Source organism: Kitasatospora sp. NPDC008050 (assembly GCF_042957465.1).
Lineage (GTDB): Bacteria > Actinomycetota > Actinomycetes > Streptomycetales > Streptomycetaceae > Kitasatospora.
Genome location: NZ_JBIBIJ010000021.1, coordinates 35,621 through 53,931 on the forward strand (window position 1 = coordinate 35,621; position 18,311 = coordinate 53,931).

The 18,311-nt window shown below is 72.3% G+C and carries 16 protein-coding genes and 1 pseudogene; 10 read left to right on the forward strand and 7 right to left on the reverse strand.

Translation table 11 applies throughout. From position 1 onward, the window contains the following. Positions 1-174: 174 nt before the first annotated feature. From ACFZB9_RS31150 to ACFZB9_RS31180, 7 genes are all read right to left on the reverse strand, one after another. Positions 175-1,557, reverse strand: coding sequence for an 8-oxoguanine deaminase (locus tag ACFZB9_RS31150; RefSeq protein WP_391452738.1), 1,383 nt, complete (start codon positions 1,555-1,557; stop codon positions 175-177). An 8-nt stretch (positions 1,558-1,565) separates the two neighbouring features. Then, positions 1,566-2,960, reverse strand: a complete 1,395-nt coding sequence (locus ACFZB9_RS31155) for a nucleobase:cation symporter-2 family protein (protein WP_391452740.1) — start codon at positions 2,958-2,960, stop codon at positions 1,566-1,568. 328 nt (positions 2,961-3,288) lie between these two features. Beyond that, positions 3,289-4,209, reverse strand: coding sequence for a factor-independent urate hydroxylase (gene pucL, locus ACFZB9_RS31160; protein ID WP_391452742.1), 921 nt, complete (start codon positions 4,207-4,209; stop codon positions 3,289-3,291). A gap of 30 nt (positions 4,210-4,239) precedes the next feature. Beyond that, entirely contained in the window at positions 4,240-4,575 is a 336-nt protein-coding gene (gene uraH / locus ACFZB9_RS31165; RefSeq protein WP_391452744.1) for a hydroxyisourate hydrolase, read from the reverse strand. 89 nt (positions 4,576-4,664) lie between these two features. Further along, positions 4,665-5,195, reverse strand: a complete 531-nt coding sequence (gene uraD, locus ACFZB9_RS31170; protein WP_391452747.1) for a 2-oxo-4-hydroxy-4-carboxy-5-ureidoimidazoline decarboxylase — start codon at positions 5,193-5,195, stop codon at positions 4,665-4,667. A gap of 180 nt (positions 5,196-5,375) precedes the next feature. Next, positions 5,376-5,759, reverse strand: coding sequence for a helix-turn-helix domain-containing protein (locus ACFZB9_RS31175; protein WP_391452748.1), 384 nt, complete (start codon positions 5,757-5,759; stop codon positions 5,376-5,378). Continuing rightward, a complete protein-coding gene (locus ACFZB9_RS31180) occupies positions 5,756-6,031 on the reverse strand; it encodes a thiamine-binding protein (RefSeq protein WP_391452750.1) in 276 nt (91 codons plus the stop codon). The genes ACFZB9_RS31175 and ACFZB9_RS31180 overlap by 4 nt, the downstream gene beginning before the upstream one ends. Positions 6,032-6,401: 370 nt before the next feature. Here ACFZB9_RS31180 and ACFZB9_RS31185 point away from each other — a divergent pair, with 370 nt between their 5' ends. From ACFZB9_RS31185 to ACFZB9_RS31230, 10 genes and pseudogenes are all read left to right on the forward strand, one after another. After that, positions 6,402-7,244 (forward strand): hydroxypyruvate isomerase family protein, encoded by an 843-nt coding sequence (locus ACFZB9_RS31185; protein WP_391452752.1) that lies wholly within the window; start codon positions 6,402-6,404, stop codon positions 7,242-7,244. Positions 7,245-7,299: 55 nt separating this feature from the next. Next, positions 7,300-8,193 carry a 2-hydroxy-3-oxopropionate reductase gene (locus ACFZB9_RS31190; protein WP_391452754.1) on the forward strand — a complete coding sequence of 298 codons (894 nt, stop codon included), beginning with the start codon at positions 7,300-7,302 and terminating at the stop codon, positions 8,191-8,193. A gap of 329 nt (positions 8,194-8,522) precedes the next feature. Beyond that, a complete protein-coding gene (locus ACFZB9_RS31195; protein ID WP_391452756.1) occupies positions 8,523-9,662 on the forward strand; it encodes a glycerate kinase in 1,140 nt (379 codons plus the stop codon). Positions 9,663-9,794: 132 nt separating this feature from the next. Next, positions 9,795-11,195 carry an allantoinase AllB gene (gene allB / locus ACFZB9_RS31200; RefSeq protein ID WP_391452758.1) on the forward strand — a complete coding sequence of 467 codons (1,401 nt, stop codon included), beginning with the start codon at positions 9,795-9,797 and terminating at the stop codon, positions 11,193-11,195. A gap of 28 nt (positions 11,196-11,223) precedes the next feature. Next, a pseudogene (alc, locus tag ACFZB9_RS31205) lies at positions 11,224-12,291 on the forward strand (allantoicase); the annotation flags it as partial. 283 nt (positions 12,292-12,574) lie between these two features. Next, positions 12,575-14,035: a catalase gene (locus tag ACFZB9_RS31210; RefSeq protein ID WP_391452760.1), complete on the forward strand. Its 1,461-nt coding sequence runs from the start codon at positions 12,575-12,577 to the stop codon at positions 14,033-14,035. Positions 14,036-14,335: 300 nt separating this feature from the next. Beyond that, positions 14,336-15,088 (forward strand): IclR family transcriptional regulator, encoded by a 753-nt coding sequence (locus tag ACFZB9_RS31215; protein WP_391452905.1) that lies wholly within the window; start codon positions 14,336-14,338, stop codon positions 15,086-15,088. A gap of 188 nt (positions 15,089-15,276) precedes the next feature. After that, positions 15,277-16,011: a polyprenol monophosphomannose synthase gene (locus ACFZB9_RS31220; RefSeq protein ID WP_391452762.1), complete on the forward strand. Its 735-nt coding sequence runs from the start codon at positions 15,277-15,279 to the stop codon at positions 16,009-16,011. A gap of 173 nt (positions 16,012-16,184) precedes the next feature. After that, a complete protein-coding gene (locus tag ACFZB9_RS31225; RefSeq protein WP_391452763.1) occupies positions 16,185-17,069 on the forward strand; it encodes a metal-dependent hydrolase in 885 nt (294 codons plus the stop codon). Between the two features lie 20 nt (positions 17,070-17,089). Then, positions 17,090-18,310: a PDR/VanB family oxidoreductase gene (locus ACFZB9_RS31230; protein ID WP_391452765.1), complete on the forward strand. Its 1,221-nt coding sequence runs from the start codon at positions 17,090-17,092 to the stop codon at positions 18,308-18,310. Position 18,311 lies beyond the last annotated feature (1 nt).

An 18,311-nucleotide genomic window follows, 5' to 3' on the forward strand; every position in this document is an offset into this window, starting at 1 on the left:
CAGCGGTGCTGAACATCAGTAACCTACGGTGCCTCACCTCACGACGCGCCACAGCCCCGGACCCTCGCCGTGGGTCCGGGGCTGCGGTCCGTCCGCCGGGAGGCGGACGGAGTCCGGGTCACGCACCGTCCCTGGGCGGCCCGGAGTTCTGGGGGGATCAGTGCGGGGGCATCATCAGTCCCGCGCGGCCAGCTCCCGGGCGGCCCGGGCGCAGGTGAGCGCGATCTGGTCCTCGTTGACGGTGGTCAGGGTGTCCCTCTCCACCACGGCGTTGCCGTTGACGAAGAGCGCGGTCAGCGGCGGCAGGGCGCCCATGGTCAGCGCGGCCACCGGGTCGGCGATCGAGGAGTGCATGATGCCGTCGACCTTCCACAGCGCCAGGTCGGCGAGCTTGCCCACCTCGATCGAGCCGATCTCGTCCTGCCGGCCCAGCACCCGGGCGCCGCCCATGGTGCCCAGGCGCAGCGCGCCGCGCCCGGTCAGCGCGTCGGGGCGGCCGTGCAGCCGGTTGATCAGCAGCGCGTTGCGCAGCTCGGTGCCCAGCTCGCCGGACTCGTTGGAGGCGGTGCCGTCCACGCCCAGGCCCACCGGCACCCCGGCCGCCAGCATGGCCGGGACGCGGGCGATGCCGGCCGCGAGGCGCGCGTTGGAGGAGGGGCAGTGCGCCACGCCGGTGCCGGTCTCGGCGAACTTGGCGATGTCGGAGTCGTTCATGTGCACGCAGTGCGCCATCCAGACGTCCTCGCCCAGCCAGCCGGTGGACTCGAAGTAGTCGGTGGGGCCCATGCCGAACAGCTCCTTGCAGAACTGCTCCTCCTCGGCCGTCTCCGAGCCGTGGGTGTGCAGCCGCACGCCCTTGCGGCGGGCCAGCACGGCGGCCTCGCGCAGCAGCTCGGTGGAGACCGAGAAGGGCGAGCAGGGCGCGATGGCCACGTGCAGCATCGAGCCGAAGGAGGCGTCGTGCCAGCGGTCCACCGCCGCCTCGGAGGCGATCAGGATCTCCTCGGTGCTCTCCACCGCGTGGTCCGGCGGCAGGCCGCCGTCCTTCTTGCTGCGGTCCATCGAGCCGCGCAGCGCGGTGAAGCGCAGGCCCAGCGACTGGACGGCCTCGATGGAGGCGCCCAGGATGTCGCCGCGGCCCTTGGGGAAGACGTAGTGGTGGTCGCTGGCGGTGGTGCAGCCCGACTTGAGCAGCGCGGCGGCCGAACCGAGGGTGGCGGCGTGCACCAGCTGGTCGTCTATCCGGGCCCAGGTCGGGTAGAGCGCGACCAGCCAGTCGAAGAGGATGTTGTCCTGGGCCAGCCCCCGGGTGATCCACTGGTAGAAGTGGTGGTGGGTGTTGACCAGGCCCGGGGTGACCAGGTGGCCCTCGGCGTTGATCCGGCGTACCACGTTGTCCAGCCACTGCGGCGCGGGACCGTCGCCGACCGACTCGATGAGGTTGCCCTTGATCACGACGTGGCCGCGGGCGTACTCGGTGTCGGTGGCGTCGACGGTGGCGATCGCGGCGTTCTCGATCACGATCCGCTGATCGGCGGGCGGGGGCTGGACTGCCATGGTGACTCCTAGGGAGTGGGGGAGGGTCGGGCCGCTCCGGCGCGCGAGCCCAGATGGTGGAAGAGCAGGTTGAGCAGGACCGCGCAGACGCAGCCGACCGAGATGCCCGAGTGCAGCAGGGTGCGCAGCGCCGGCGGGAAGGCGTCGTAGAAGTCCGGGACGGCGATCGGGATGATCCCGACGCCGAGCGAGACCGAGACCAGCAGGATGTTGGAGCCCGACTCCAGCCCGGCCTCCGCCAGCGTCCGCACGCCGCTGGCCGCCACCGTGCCGAAGAGCACGATCCCGGCGCCGCCGAGTACCGGCTGCGGCACCAGCGACACCACCGCGCCCAGCCGCGGGAAGAGCCCCAGCACGACCAGGATCCCACCGGCCGCGGCCACCACGAAGCGGCTGCGGATCCGGGTCAGCGCCACCAGCCCGATGTTCTGGGCGAAGGCGCTGCAGGCGAAGCCGTTGAGGACCGGGCTGAGCGCGGTGGCCAGGCCGTCCGCCCGCAGCCCCGCCGCCAGGGTGGCCTCGTCGGCCGGGCGCTCGACGATCCGGCCGAGCGCCAGCATGTCGGCGGTGGACTCCGTCATCGAGACCACCATCACGATGCACATCGAGATGATCGCCGCGGGGTCGAAGACCGGGGCGCCGAAGTGGAACGGGGCGGGCAGCGCGAAGAGTTGCGCGTCCCGCACCGCGCCGAAGTCGGCCAGGTGCAGCGGGAAGGCCAGCAGGGTGCCGGCCAGCAGGCCCAGCAGCAGCGAGAGTTGCTGCCAGAAGCCGTGCAACACCCGGTTGAGGACCACCACGACGGCCAGCGTGAGGGCGGCCAGCACGATGGCGTGCACCGAGCCGTAGCCCGGCGCTCCCGGAGTCTCGCCGCCGCGGGCCCAGTTCACCGCCACCGGCAGCAGCGACACCCCGATCAGGGTGATCACCGTGCCCTGCACGACGGGCGGGAAGAACCGGATCAGCCGGCAGAAGTACGGCGCCGCCAGGAAGCACAGGGCTCCCGCGACGATCACCGCCCCGAAGACCACCGGCAGCGCGGCCTTCGGGCTGTGCTCCTTGGCGATCGCGAGCACGGGGGCCACGCCCGCGAACGAGACGCCGTTGACGAACGGCAGCCGGGCGCCGATCCGCGAGCGGGAACGGCGCCCCAGGCCGAGCGTCTGGAGCAGGGTGGCCAGGCCCGCGGTGAACAGGCTGGCCGATATGAGCAGGGCCAGTTCGCCGGGCCCGAGCCCGACGCCGGCGCCGATGATGAGCGGGGGTGCGACCACGCCCGCGTACATCGCGGCGACGTGCTGCAGTCCGGTGCCGAACAGGCGGACCGGGGGCAGCAGTTCGTCCACGGGGTGGACTATTTGGGGGGAACCGCCGTCGGTACTGCTGGTGGAGCGGAGTGCCATGTCGAGCTCCTCTGGTGCTCGCGGCTCTCGGCGCGCCCGTGGCGCTGGTGACGTGGTGGTGGAACCCGGCCCGAGGGCGGGACGGCGGGTCGAGGATCCCTCGGGCTGCGTCTCCAGCTCCCCGGGGCGGCCGCCGTGGGGCGAGCACGATCTCCGGTGGGTGGGGGTGGAGAGACAGGTGGTGCGGATGGAGCTGCTGGTGGTGCGAGTGGAGCTGCTGGTGGAACTGCGGGTGGAACAGCGAGTGGAGCTGCGGGTGGTACGGCTGCTGTCGCAGGCTGAACCGTGCGCCCGGCGCGGGGGATGGAGACGCGGGGCGCGGTTCATGTCAGGCCACCGGGATGACCGGGGTGACGCCCTCGCGGTGCACGGTGCCCTCGATGAGGCCGTACATCCGGTCGGCGGCGTAGTAGACCTCGTTCTCGTTCTTCAGGTCGAAGGGCGAGAGGTCGACCAGGAAGTGGTGCTTGTTGGGCAGCTCCAGGCGGACCTCGTCCACCTCGGCGCGGTTGTTCAGCACCCGGGTGCCCATCGCGTGCAGGGTCTGCTGCAGCGAGTAGGAGTAGGTCTCCGCGAAGGCCTCCAGCAGGTGGCGGCGCACGTGCTGGTAGGAGCGGTTCCAGTTCGGCTGGGCCTCGCCCTCCTGGCCGCGGAAGTTGTAGGCCCAGCGCGCGGTCACCTGGGTGGCCAGGATCCGGTCGTAGGCCTCCTGCAGGGTGGTGTACCTGTCCTTGATGTAGCCCCAGAACTCGGAGTTGGTCGTGTTCATCACGATCAGGTCCTTGAGGCCGGAGACCACCTGGACGGACTCGCCGTCGTAGACGATCTCGCTGGTGCGCACCTCGCCGCCGTCCCGGACGAAGGAGTGGCCGACCTCCTCCGAACCGATGAAGCGCGAGGTGTTGTCGGGGGTCTTTATCCGGTTCCAGGAGTACTCCTCGATCCGGATCCGGGCGCCGTGCACCACGCCGCGCTCGGTGTCGTCGACGAAGTGCCGTGCCAGGGTGATGCCGAAGGCCTCGGCCGACTCGATGCCGTACTCCTTGGCGAAGGCGTAGACGGTGTTCTTGGTGGTGTCGGTGGGCAGGCAGTTGGCGTTCGAGCCGGTGAGGTGGACGTCCTCGAACTCGCCCTGGAGGGCGACCGAGACGTTGAGGTCCTTGATCTCGTGACGGGTGCTGTCACGGTAGACCCGGACGATGCGGTTCTCCGCCTTGCCGTACTGGTTCTGACCGAGCACGTGGGCCATGGCCGTCGGCTCCTTTGCTGTGTTGACCGTCTAGCTTCCGCGGTAGACGGAATATCCGAAGGGGTTCAGCAGCAGCGGCACGTGATAGTGGTGCTGCGCGGGCGCGACCGTGAAGACGATCGAGACCTCGGGGAAGAACGGCGTCCCGCTCGACGCGTGCCGGTAGTAGGCGGCGGTGTCGAAGCGGAGCCGGACGACCGAGCCCGCCTCCACGGCCGGCAGGTCCTTGGCCCGGCCGTCGGAGTCCGTGGCGCAGGTGCCGAGCACCTGCCAGCCACCCTCGGTGGTGAGTGCGAGCTCGACCGGAACGCCCTCGGCCGGGCGGCCGAGGCTGGTGTCGAGCACGTGGGTGGAGATGCCAGTCATGGCGGAAGTGACCTTACTGGTGATGGTGGTGACGGATCGTCAGATTCCGGGATGCCGGAAACCGCTGATCGTCATTGTCTGACGTGGCGTCAGCTGAGGGGCTCGTCCAGCAGGCGGTTGAGCCGGATGTCGTTGATCTTGCGCAGCTCGCCCCGGACGATCTCGGCCTCGGCGGCCGCGGTGTTGGGGTGGCGCTCGCGCAGCGCGGCGAGCATGGTGGCCGCGGTGCGCCCGGTGGCGCAGATCAGGAACACATGGCCGAACTTCGCCTCGTAGGCGGCGTTGGCCTCGTCCAGTTCGGCAAGGAGTGCTTGGTCCACTCCCTGGATGCCGGCCTGCTCGCGCTCGGAGGTGGCGTCGCCCGCCTTGGGCTTGCCGATCCGGGCGTGGCCGGCCATCGCGTCGTTGAGATCGGCGACCGCCAGCTCCCGCATCGCCGCCTGGTTGGCGGCCAGCAGGGCCGAGCGGTCGGACCAGGGCCGGCGGCCGGCGACGGCGGCGGCCCAGCGGGGGCTGGAGCAGACTTCGAGCAGTGTCCGCTCCAGCTCGGCGTCCGGGGTCGCGGCCAGCGCCGTGAGGGCGTCGGCCGCGTCAGCGGTCGCGTAGGGGTGGTTGGTCACGGGTGGACCTCCTGAAGAGTGGTGCCACCCGCAAAAACTAGATCCACCACCCCGGGGCGTCAACAGTTTGTTGAAGCCTTGGTGGTTACGTTTCGAACCGCCTGCGGTCCTCGCCCGCTTTCGTGTGCGATCCACCAAGTGTGCCCGAAGTGCCCGTCGGTGAGACTGGCCTGGCCGGGCTCAGTCGGACTTCGGCCCGTCGATCTGGCGGTTCAGGTAGTTGTACACCGTGAACCGGCTGACGCCCAGGGCGGAGGCGACCGTCTCCACCCCGTGCCGCACGGTGAAGGCGCCGCGCTCCTCCAGCAGGGCGACCACCCGCTGCTTCTCCAGCCGGTCCAGCTCGCTGAGCGGACGGCCGTCGAACTGGCGGGTCATCTCGGCCAGCAGGCGGTCGAGCGCGCTGCTCAGGTGGGGCAGCCGCACGGCGAGGGCCGGGTTGCCGTCCCACTCCAGGACCACGTCGTCCGGCTTCGCCTCGCCGATGGCGAGCGGGGTGGCGCCGACCGCGTCGAGCAGTGGCTTTATCGCTCGGGCGAGCGGGTGTTCCAGGGCGTCGCTCACTGCGTATCCACTCCTTCGGGCGCCTGGGGCTCGGTCTCGGGCAGCACGCTGACCTGGACGGAGATCCGGCTCGCGCCGGCGTCCAGGGTGTCGTGCAGCAGTCGGGAGACCGCGGCGAGCACCTGCTCGGCCTCGCCCTCGGCGCTGGTCCCGAAGGGGCCGACCGAGACGGCCAGGCCGGCCTCGTCGACCACCCGGCGGGCCGCCGCGGCGTGGTCGGGGAAGGTGACCAATTCGAACGGTTCTGTCGTGAACTCCACCATCAATCGCACCAGCTCACTTTAGGGCCTCTCTTGTGGATCTTGTCGGATCAGCGTGCGGCGTTGGGCGCCCGGCTGGGCGTGCCGGCGGAGGGTCCTCGTACTGGGTCGTACTTGGGCTCTTCGTCGGTGCGTCCAGGCGGGATGCCCGGCGTCGCGCGCCCGGCAAGATCCGCAAGAGAGGCCCTGGTGAGCGGGGGGTCGCGGGGAAGGCCCGATGGCACGGCATCGGCCGGCGGGTTCAACAAACTGTTGCAGGAGTCTTGACACTCCCTCGGGTGCTCATGGCAAGCTTCCACCAAGCAGAATCCTTCTTCCACATGATGGAAATCGTGGGGCTGAGGGTCCCGCCGGCCGACCGCCGGGGGAGAAGAAGTGAAAGGTGAGGGACGTGACAGCCGCTTCCGAGCACAGCTACACGGTCAACCTGTCGATCCTGTTCAGCGAGCTCCCGTTGCTGGAGCGCCCCGCCGCCGCGGCCGCCGCCGGCTTCACCGCGGCGGAGCTGTGGTGGCCCTTCGGCACCGCGACCACGCCGTCCGACGAGGAGCTGGACGCGCTGCGCAAGGCCTTCGTCGACGCCGGCGTGCGGCTGACCGGCCTGAACTTCCTGGACGACCTCACGGTCGGCGCCAAGGGCACCGCGTCGGTGCCCGCCGAGCGGGACCGGTTCCGGGCGAACATCCCGGTTGCCGCCGCGCTCGCCCAGTCGCTGGGCGCCGGCGCGCTCAACGCGCTCTACGGCAACCGGGTCGCCGACGTCCCGGCGGCCGAGCAGGACGCGCTCGCGCTGGAGAACCTCACCCTCGCCGCCCGGGCCGCCCACTCGATCGGCGCGATCCTGCTGATCGAGGCGCTGAACAAGGTGGACGCACCGGACTACCCGCTGCACACCGCCAAGGCCGCCGTCGAGGTGGTCGACCGGATCAACGCGGCCACCGGGCTCGGCAACGCCAAGTTCCTCTGCGACTTCTACCACCTGGCCGTCAACGGCGAGGACCTGGCCGCGGTCGTCGAGAACTACGCCGACCGGATCGGCCACGTGCAGATCGCCGACAACCCGGGCCGCAACGAACCCGGCACCGGCGGGCTGGACTTCGAGGACCTGCTGGGCCGCCTCACCGCGGCCGGCTACACCGGCCGGATCGGCCTGGAGTACAAGCCGTCCACGGGCGTCAGCGCCGACAGCTTCGCCTGGCTGCCGCGCGAGCTGCGCGCCGGCTGACCTGCGGGCTCGCCCCCCTCATTCACCTTCCCCTCGTACCAAAGGATTCAACGCGATGAGCGCCTCCCGCAAGATCGCCTTCATCGGCCTCGGCATCATGGGCAGCCCGATGGCCGCCAACCTGGTCAAGGCCGGGCACCACGTGACCGGCTTCAACCTCACGCAGCCGCAGATCGACGCCCTGGTGGCGGCCGGCGGCCACGGTGCGAGCAGCATCGCGGACGCGGTCCGGGACGCCGAGGTGGTCATCACCATGGTCCCCGCCGACCCGCAGGTCGAGCAGGTCATCCTCGGCGAGGGCGGGGTGCTGGAGCACGCCGCGCCCGGCAGCCTGGTGATCGACATGTCCTCGATCACCCCGCAGACCTCGATCAAGGTCGAGGCCGCCGCCAAGGAGAAGGGCATCCGCACCCTGGACGCCCCGGTCTCCGGCGGCGAGGCGGGCGCGATCGAGGCGGTGCTCTCGATCATGGTCGGTGGCGCCGCCGAGGACTTCGCCGAGGCGAAGCCGCTCTTCGACGTGCTCGGCACCACGGTGATCCACGTCGGCCCCGTCGGCGCCGGCCAGACGGTCAAGGCCGCCAACCAGCTGATCGTGGCGGTCAACATCCAGGTGGTGGCCGAGGCCGTGGTCTTCCTGGAGAACGCGGGCGTGGACCTGCCGGCCGCGCTGGACGTGCTCGCGGGCGGCCTGGCCGGCTCCACGGTGCTCAACCGCAAGAAGGCCAACATGACCGAGCGGCAGTTCGCCCCGGGCTTCCGGATCGACCTGCACCACAAGGACATGGGCATCGTCACCGCCGCCGCGCGCGCGGTCGAGGCGCCGCTGCCGGTCGGCTCGCTCGTCGCCCAGCTGGTCGCCTCGGCCCGGGCCAACGGTGACGGCTCGCTGGACCACTCGGCCCTGCTGCGCGGCGTGGAGCGCCTGGCGGGTCGCGAGGTCAAGTAGCTGGGCCCGCCCGGGCCCACCGGGCCCGGGCACCACAGACTCCTCCTGGTGGCGTGTACCTGTCCGGTCGTGCCCGCGTCACCAGGAGGGCACTTTCGACCAGCGGGAGAGCTGGGGCGAGAATCCGCTCCCCGCTGGTCGTGCCAACCGGCGGCCCGGGCGCACTTCGGTCGTGCACCCGGCCGCCCGGCCCCCTCCCGCCGAGGGGAGCCCCCCGTACGTCGGAAGCGGGACGGGGGGAAACGGCGGGAGGGGGTCGCACCCCGCTTCGATCATGGAGCATGTGATCGACCGTCAGTTCAGCTCGACTCGGAAGTGAGGCCAGCACCATGCCCGCCACCCCCACCCAGGGCCACGTGGTCGTAGCTCCCGACAAGTTCAAGGGCACCCTGGAGGGTGCCGAGGTCGCCGCGCGGCTGGCCGCGGGCATCCGCCGGGTGGTACCCGGCGTCGAGGTCCGCGAGCTGCCGGTGGCCGACGGCGGCGAGGGCACGCTGGCCGCCGCGCTGGCCGCCGGGTTCACCCGGATCCCGGTCAAGGTGGCCGGCCCCACCGGCCTGCCGGTGGATGCCGCGATCGCCGTCAAGGGCAGCACCGCCGTCGTCGAGCTCGCCCAGGCCTCGGGCCTGGCCCGGCTGCCCGGCGGGCGCACCGCCCCGCTGGCGGCCGGCTCCTTCGGGGTCGGCCAGCTGATCGGCCGGGCCGTCGGCCTCGGGGTCAAGCGGGTCGTGCTGGGCCTGGGCGGCAGCGCCTGCACCGACGGCGGTGCGGGCATGGTCCAGGCGCTCGGCATCGGCCTGTACGACGCCGAGGGCGGCGAACTGCCGCCGGGCGGTGCGGCCCTGCGCCGGCTGCACCGCCTGGACCTGGGCTCGCTGGCCGACACGCTCAACGGCGTGGAGGTCGTCGTCGCCTGCGACGTGGACAACCCGCTGCTCGGCCCGCGCGGCGCCACCGCCGTCTACGGACCGCAGAAGGGCGCGGACGGCGCGGAGCTGGTGGTGCTGGAAGCGGGCCTGACCCGGTGGGCCGAGGTGGTCGGTGCGACCATCGGCGCGGACTTCCGGCAGGCTCCCGGCGCCGGGGCGGCGGGCGGGGTCGGTTTCGCCGCCCTGGCGCTGCTCGGCGCCACCATGCGGCCCGGCATCGAGCTGCTGCTCGAACTGCTGGGCTTCGACGAGGCCGTGCGTGGGGCACGCCTGGTCGTGACCGGCGAGGGCTGCCTGGACGCGCAGACGCTCCATGGCAAGGCCCCCGCCGGGGTCGCCGCCGCGGCCGCCGGGGCGGGGGTTCCGGTGGCCGCGGTGGCCGGCCGGCTCGAACTGGCCGAGAGCCAGTGGCGCCGGGCCGGGTTCGTGGCCGCGTACGCGCTGACCGACCTGGCCGAACAGCCGGGGGACAGCCTCACCAAGGCCGCCGAACTCGCCGAGGTGGCGGGCGAGCGGCTGGCCCGGGACCTGCTCCGGTAGGACCGGTCGGGCACCCGCGGGTACCGCCGCTACGGCTCCCGTTCATCGTATTTTCCTACATTGACGTTTTGTTGAAGGCGGGCCTAGGCTCCGAGCCACCCCACCGCAGCGCAAGCCCAGTCGGAGGTCCTGATGCAGCAGTTCGGCACCCCTCACGCATCGACCGAGGTGATCCGCTCCCGTCGTGTGGTCCTCCCCGACGGCGAGCGCCCAGCCGACGTCCTGGTGCGCGAGGGCCGGATCGAGCGGATCGCCGCCCACGGCTCGCTCACCGAAACCGGTGCCGAGCTCACCGGTACCGAGCTCACCGGCGCCGCGCTCACCGACCTCGGCGACCTCGCGCTGCTGCCCGGCCTGGTCGACACCCACGTGCACGTCAACGAGCCGGGCCGCACCGAGTGGGAGGGCTTCGCCAGCGCCACCCGGGCCGCCGCGGCCGGCGGCGTCACCACCGTCATCGACATGCCGCTCAACTCCATACCGCCGACCACCACGCTCGCCGGCCTCGCGGCCAAGCGCGGGGTCGCCGAGGGGCAGGCCTGGGTCGACCTTGGGTTCTGGGGCGGCGCCGTTCCCGGCAACACCGGGGACCTCGAACCGCTGCACCGCGCCGGGGTGTTCGGCTTCAAGAGCTTCCTGTCGCCCTCCGGCGTCGACGAGTTCCCGCACCTCGAAGCGCCCGCCCTGGAGGAGGCGCTCGCCGAGCAGGCCAGGCTCGGGGCGCTGGCGATCATCCACGCGGAGGACCCGGCGGTGCTCGCCGCCGCCCCGCAGGTCCCCGGCGCGCACTACCGCGACTACCTCGCCTCACGGCCCGACGACTCCGAGACGGCCGCCGTCGCCCGGCTGCTGGAGACCGCCCGGCGCACCGGCGCCCGGGTGCACATCCTGCACGTCTCCTCGGCGGCGGTGCTGCCGCTGCTGGCCCAGGCCCGCGCGGACGGTGTCCGGGTCACCGCCGAGACCTGCCCGCACTACCTGACGCTGGCCGCCGAGGAGATACCGGACGGCGACACCGCCTTCAAGTGCTGCCCGCCGATCCGCGACGAGTCCAACCGCGACCGGCTCTGGGAGGCGCTGGCGGCTGGCGAGTTCATCGGGATCGTCTCCGACCACTCGCCGTCCACCGCGAAATTGAAGCTCCGTCGAAAGGACGGCGGCAGCGGCGACTTCGCCCTCGCCTGGGGCGGCATCGCCTCGCTCCAGCTCGGCCTGCCGGCGATCTGGACCGAGGCCCGCCGCCGCGGCCACACCCTGGCCGACGTGGTCCGCTGGATGGCCGCCGGGCCCGCCTCGCTGGTCGGGCTGGACGGCGTCAAGGGCGCGATCGCCGTGGGACACGACGCCGACCTGGTCGCCTTCGACCCGGACACCGAGTTCGCCGTCGAACCCGCTGAGCTGCACCACCGCAACCCGGTCACGCCTTACGCGGGCCGCAAGCTGACCGGCCTGGTCACCACCACCTGGCTGCGCGGACGAGTGGTGGACGTGGACGCGGCCCCGTTCGGCCGGCAGATCCTCCGCAATCACTGACCCCTTCCGACCGCTGAGGAGCGAGAACATGAGTACCAGTCAGACCCCGGCCGCTCCCTTCACCGAGCTGGTCAACCTCGCCTCCCGGCTGCTGGGCGCCGGCGTGGTGGCCACCAACGAGGACACCTTCGCGGACGCGGAGAACCTGCTGGTGGCCGAGCCCGCCGAGTTCCGGCCGCACACCTTCGGCCACAAGGGCCAGATCATGGACGGCTGGGAGAGCAAGCGCCGGCGCGGGGTCAGCGCCGAGCAGCCGCACCCCACCGACCAGGACCACGACTGGACGATCGTCCGACTGGGCGTCGCGGGACGGATCCACGGCGTGATCGTGGACACCGCGCACTTCACCGGCAACTACCCCGAGAGCGGCTCGGTGCAGGGCGCCTCGATACCCGGGATCCCCTCGGCCGGCGAGCTGGCCGGGGCCGCGTGGACCGACCTGGTGCCGCGCACCGCGCTGCGCGGCGACACCGCGCACGAGTTCGCCGTCCAGGACCCGACCCGCTACACCCACGTGCGGCTCAACATCTGGCCGGACGGCGGGGTCGCCCGGCTGCGGGTGCACGGCGAAGTACTGCCCGACCCGCGCGACCTGGACGGGCTGACCTTCGACCTGGCCGCGCAGGAGTTCGGCGGGGTGGCCGAGGCCGCCTCGGACCGCTACTTTTCCTCCCCGCACAACCTGAACGCTCCCGGCCGCGCCTCCGTCATGGGCGAGGGCTGGGAGACCCGGCGTCGGCGCGACAAGGCCAACGACTGGGTGCGGATCGCCCTGGCCGGGGGCGGCGAGGTGCTGGCCGCCGAGGTGGACACCACCCACTTCGTGGCCAACGCCCCCGGCTGGGCCGACCTGGTGGGCTACGACGCCTCCACCGGCGGTGACCCCGCCACCGACGCCCAGGGCTGGTTCGAGATCCTGCCGCGCACCCGCCTGGAGCCCGACACCCGGCACCGGCTGCGTCTTGCGGCCGGCGCCCCGAACGCCGGCCGCCCGGCCACCCACGTGCGGCTGAACGTCTACCCGGACGGCGGGGTGGCCCGGCTGCGGCTGACCGGCCGGCTCACCGAGGCGGGGCGCGCCGCGCTCGCGCTGCGCTGGTTCAACGCGCTGCCCGCCGGCGAGGCCGCCCAGGCGCTCACCGAGGCCGGGCTGACCGCGGCCGAGGCGGGAGAGCTGGCCGCGGCGCGTCCGCTGGCCGCGCCCGCCGAGGTGACCGCCGCCGTGACCGCGCTGCGCCCGGCCGACGGCCCGGACGGCACCGAGACCTCGCGCCGGGCCGCCGCGATCTGGCGCCTGCTCGGCGTCTGACCTTCCCCTGACTTCGCCCTCCGTTCTTGCTCACCAGCAACTCCCGTACCTGAAGAACCGAAGGACCCCCATGCCCAAGAACCTGACCACCGAGTCCGGCGCCCCGATCGCCGACAACCAGAACTCGGCCTCGGCCGGCGAGTACGGCCCGCTGCTCATCCAGGACCAGCAGCTGCTGGAGAAGCTCGCCCGGTTCAACCGCGAGCGCATCCCGGAGCGGGTGGTGCACGCCCGCGGCTCCGGCGCGTACGGCTACTTCGAGGTGACCGACGAGGTCGCCAAGTACACCCGCGCGGACTTCCTGGCCGAGGTCGGCAAGCGCACCGAGGTCTTCCTGCGCTTCTCCACCGTGGCCGGCAACCTGGGCGCCAACGACGCGGTGCGTGACCCGCGCGGCTTCGCGCTGAAGTTCTACACCGCCGAGGGCAACTACGACCTGGTCGGCAACAACACCCCGGTCTTCTTCATCAAGGACCCGCTGAAGTTCCCCGACTTCATCCACTCGCAGAAGCGCGACCCGTTCACCGGGATCACCGAGGCCGACAACGTCTGGGACTTCTGGGCGCACGCCCCCGAGGCCACCCACCAGGTCACCTGGCTCTTCGGCGACCGCGGCATCCCGGCCTCCTACCGCCACATGAACGGCTACGGCTCGCACACCTACCAGTGGGTCAACGAGGAGGGCGAGGCGTTCTGGGTCAAGTACCACTTCAAGACCAACCAGGGCGTCCGCTCGCTGGACGGCGCCCAGGCCGCCGAGGTGGTGGGCGGCGACGCCGACAGCCACCAGCGCGACCTGCACCAGGCGATCGAGCGCGGGGTCTTCCCGTCCTGGACCCTGTACGTCCAGCTGATGCCGGTGGCCGAGGCGGCCGACTACCGCTTCAACCCCTTCGACCTCACCAAGGTCTGGCCGCACGCGGACTACCCGCTGGTCAAGGTCGGCCGCCTGGTGCTGAACCGGAACCCGGAGAACGTCTTCGCCGAGGTCGAGCAGGCCGCCTTCTCGCCGAACAACTTCGTGCCCGGCATCGGCCCCTCGCCCGACAAGATGCTCCAGGGCCGCCTGTTCGCCTACGCGGACGCCCAGCGCTACCGGCTCGGCGTCAACCACACGCTGCTCGCCGTCAACGCGCCCAGGGCCACCGAGGTCGACAACTACGGGCGCGACGGCTTCTCGGCCGTCAACAAGGCCGGACGCGGCAAGAACTACGAGCCCAACTCCTACGACGGCCCGGCGCAGAGCGACCGGCCGCTGGCGGCCCCGCTCGCGCTGAACGGCCACACCGGCACCTACGGCACGCCGGCGCACACCAAGGACGACGACTTCTTCCAGGCCGGTGAGCTGTACCGGCTGATGTCCGAGGGCGAGAGGTCCCGGCTGATCGACAACCTCGCGGGCTTCCTCGCCCAGGTCACCCGCGAGGACGTGATCGAGAAGAACCTGGCGCACTTCCACGCCGCCGACGAGGAGTACGGCAGCCGGCTGGAGGCCGCCGTGGCCAAGCTCCGCGCCCGCGACGAGGGCTGAGCCTCCCAGGGTTTGTCGGACCGTTCCCGCTCCATTTCACCACCCTCAGGCGGGCCGCCTCCCCGGGCAGCGGGGAGGCGGCCCGTCCGGCTGCCGTCAGGTGTCCGATCCGCCGCCAAACCTGCCGGCCCGCACCGACCGGCCCGGCGACCGTCTGGCATATGCCATTCGGCCAATACCCGTCACCAGCGGGATTCTCGCCGGACCTGGGGGTGCGCCGGGCGATCGGTGGATAGGCTGTGGAGGTTACCCAGGGCAGCGGAAGGGGAGGCCATGCCGGCACACGGTCAGGGTCATCAGATCATGCTGGACCAGGGCGAGTTCGGACCGCACACCTCACTGCGGCGCGCGCTGCGCCTGTTGGAGGCCGCCGACCGCCACCCGTACGGCGCGGGCCTGGCCGACCTGGTCCGGGAGACCGGCCTGCCCGAACCCGTGGTGCGCGACCTGGCGGGTCTGCTCTGCACCGAGGGGTACCTCCAGTCCACCGATGTCGGCTGGGTGCTGGGCGGCACCTTCGCGATGCTCGGCCAGTACAACCGCGAGCAGCTGATCCGCATCCGCCTCCAGCACAAGCTGACCGAGCTGTGCGACGAGCTCGGCGCCGCCGTCTACTTCAGCCGCTACCACGACGGCGAACTGCGCGTCGAGGCGGTCGCCGAGGCCGAGCACGCCCCGGCCGTCCACGAGTGGGTCGACTTCAAGGCCACCGCCCACGCCAGTGCGATCGGCAAGTGCCTGCTCAGCCAGCTCGACCACGACGGCCGGCTGGACCACCTGGCCCGCCATCCCATCGCCCGGCTCACCTCGCGCACCATCACCGACGCCGACCAGCTGATGCAGCGCCTTGAGCGCCAGCCCGCCACCATGCCGGTGCTGGACCTCCAGGAGTACGCCCTCGGGACCGTCTGCGCCGCCGTCCCCGTGACGGCCGGCTCCACGGTGGGCTGCCTGGCGATGTCGCTCCCGGTGGCCAACGCGCACCGGCTGCGCGCCGCGGCCGAACTGCTCGCCGAGCGGGCGGCGCCGCTGATGCTGGCGATGGCGGTCTGAGGAACCGGACCGGTTCGGGAACGATCGACGGTGCGCTCAGGGTCCGCTGAAGGGCTGTTTTCTCGGTGACTTGGCCGGTGTGATTAGCTCTCAGCTGTCCTTGCGAACATGTGAGTTAGATGGCGCGGTGGGCCGCTCGGTTCGCGGCCAGTGAAACCAGCTGACTCCCGCTGAACGGAGCGCACCCCGTGACCACCAACACCGTTGTGGTGATCCCGACTTACAACGAGGTCGAGAACCTCCCCCGGATCGTTCAGGAGATACTCAACCTGGAAATCGAGGACCTCGGCATCCTCGTGGTGGACGACGGGAGCCCCGACGGCACCGGCGAGGTGGCCGACAAGCTGGCCGAGGAGCACCCCGGGGTGATCTCGGTGATGCACCGCACGACCAAGGACGGCCTGGGCCGTGCGTACCGGGCCGGGATGGGCAAGGCGGTGGCCGACGGCGCCGACCTGGTGGTCCAGATGGACGCCGACTTCTCGCACCCGCCGACGGCGCTGCGGGACATGATCGAGGCGGCCCGCAACGGCGCCGGCGTGGTGATCGGCTCCCGGTACACCTCCGGCGGCTCGTTGGACGAGGCCTGGGCCGCGCACCGCCGGCTGCTCTCCAAGTGGGCCAACTTCTACGTGAAGACGATCCTGAGCGTGCCGGCGGCCGACGTCACCGCCGGGTACAACCTGTGGTCCAAGGAGGCGCTGGCGGCGGTCGGCCTGGAGCGGATCGAGTCCAACGGCTACTCGTTCCAGGTGGAGATGAAGTACCTGGCCGCCAAGGCCGGGGTGCGCATCGTCGAGGTGCCGATCCGCTTCGGGCAGCGTGCCTCGGGCGAGTCGAAGATGTCGATCAACACGCAGCTGGAGTCGGCCTGGATGCCGTGGCGGCTGCGGGCCAAGCACCGCGGGAGCGAGAAGGGCTGAGCCCGCTCGGCACCAAGGGGGGTGGCCGCGGCCACCCCCCTCAGTGCTGTTCCGCCGACCGATCTCCTATTAGACGCGTTGTCGATAAGACCCGCCGAACCTCTTGTGGCCTGCGATACCCGCCAGTAGTTTGAGGTGCTGACGCCACCCCCGCCGCCCAGGAGGGTTCCCCCATGCCCAGAAACGCCCCCGAGGTGCACGCGGACCTCGTGCTGGAGCCGCGCGACGTGAAGTTCGACTGGAGCGCGCTCCCGCTGCACTGGATCCCCGACGAGCCCGTCGCCACCCACACCATCAACGTGCTCCACCTGCTGCTGCCCGAGGGCGAGCGCTGGTTCATCAAGGTGTTCAAGGACGCCCTGCCGCTGATCACCGACGAGCAGCTGCGCGAGGAGGTGCTCGGCTTCATCGGCCAGGAGTCGATCCACGCCGAGGCGCACCAGGAGGTGCTCGACCACCTGCTCACCCAGGGGATCGACCCGCGGCCCTACGTGCGGCAGATCGCCTGGCTGTTCCAGCGGGTGCTCGGCGAGAAGCCGCGGCTGGGCCCGCGGCAGCGGCGGGAGAACATCATCGAGCGGGTCGCCTTCGTCGCCGCGATCGAGCACTTCACCGCGTTCCTGGGCGACTGGGCGCTCAACTCGCCCGGCCTGGACCGGGCGAAGGCCGACGCGACGATGCTGGACCTGCTGCGCTGGCACGGCGCGGAGGAGGTCGAGCACCGCAGCGTCGCCTTCGACCTGATGGTGCACCTGGACCCGGGCTACCTGCGCAGGCTGCGCGGCATGACGGTCTCCGGACCGCTGCTGGTGCACCTGTGGGTGCGCGGGGTGCGCTTCCTGCTGGCCGCCGACCCGACCCTGGCCGGGCGGATCAGGCCGACCTGGCGGCAGGCCTGGGAGATCTCCCAGCGCGGACTGCTGCCCGACCCGCTGCAGTCGCTGCGCTCGGGGCTGCGCTACCTGCGGCCCGGCTACCACCCGACCCAGGAGGGCTCCAGCGCGCAGGCGCTCGGCTACCTCGCCACCTCGCCGGCCGCTCGCGCCGCCGCCCGCTGACGCCGCCCGAGGAGCGCCCGATGGAGAAGAGCCACCCGATGGCCCCGCAGAGCACCGCCCCGGCCGAGGCCGCCCCCGCTGCCCCGGCCGGCACCGACCCCGGGGGTGCCGCCCCGCTCGCGACCCCGCCCGCGCCCACCACCGCCTTCCACCGCACCACGCGGCTCGACGTCGACACGCCCCCGCCGGACCTCTACGGCCGCCCCGGGCCGGACCGCTTCATGCACGCCGTCACCGTCTTCGGCGACGTCTACACCCCCGCGATGGGCCGCCCCCTGCTGCGCCGCAGCCCGCGCCTGCCCGCCCCCCGCTCGCGAGCCCCGCTCTCGCTGGTGATCACCGCCCACCGCCCGGTCGCCGAGGACGTGGTCGAGCTGCGCCTCGCCGACCCCTCCGGCGACCGGCTGCCCGCCTGGCAGCCGGGCGCCCACCTGCGCCTCACCCTGCCCTCCGGCCGCGAGCGCCACTACTCGCTCTGCGGCGACCCGGCCGACCGCACCGCCTACCGGATCGCCGTGCGCCGGATCGCCGACGGCGGTGGCGGCTCGCGCGAGATCCACGAGGACCTGCACCTCGGTGCCCGGCTGACGGTCCGCGGCCCGCGCAACGGCTTCGCCTTCTGCGGCGAGCCGCGGCTGCTGCTGGTGGCCGGCGGGATCGGCATCACCCCGCTGCTGCCGATGGCCCGGGAGGCCCAGCGGCGCGGCCTGGACTGGCAGCTGGTGCACGCGGGGCGCAGCGAGGAGTCGATGCCCTTCACCGAGGAGCTGCGCGCGCTGGACCCCGCGCGGGTGACCCTGATCAGCGGCAGCGTCCCCACCGGCGCCCAACTGCTGGCCCCGGCCCGCCCCGGCAGCGCGGTCTACTGCTGCGGCCCGGCCCCGATGCTGGCCGCCGTCCAGGCCGCCTTCGAGGCCTCGCCCGCCACCGCCCTGCACTACGAGCGCTTCGGCGCCGCCCCGGTCCAGGGCGGTCACCCGTTCACGCTCCAACTCGGCGCAGCCGGCGAACAGCTGCCCGTCCCCGCCGACCGCTCGGCGCTGGACGTGCTGCGCGAGGCCAGGCCCGACCTGCCCTACTCCTGCCACCAGGGGTTCTGCGGCACCTGCCGGGTCCAGCTGCTGGCCGGCACCCCCGAACACCGCGACCGCCGGCTCACCGCCGAGGAGCGCGCGAGCGGCGCCCTGCTGCCCTGCGTCTCCCGGGCGGCCGAGGGCGAGACCCTGGTCCTGGAGGTCTGAC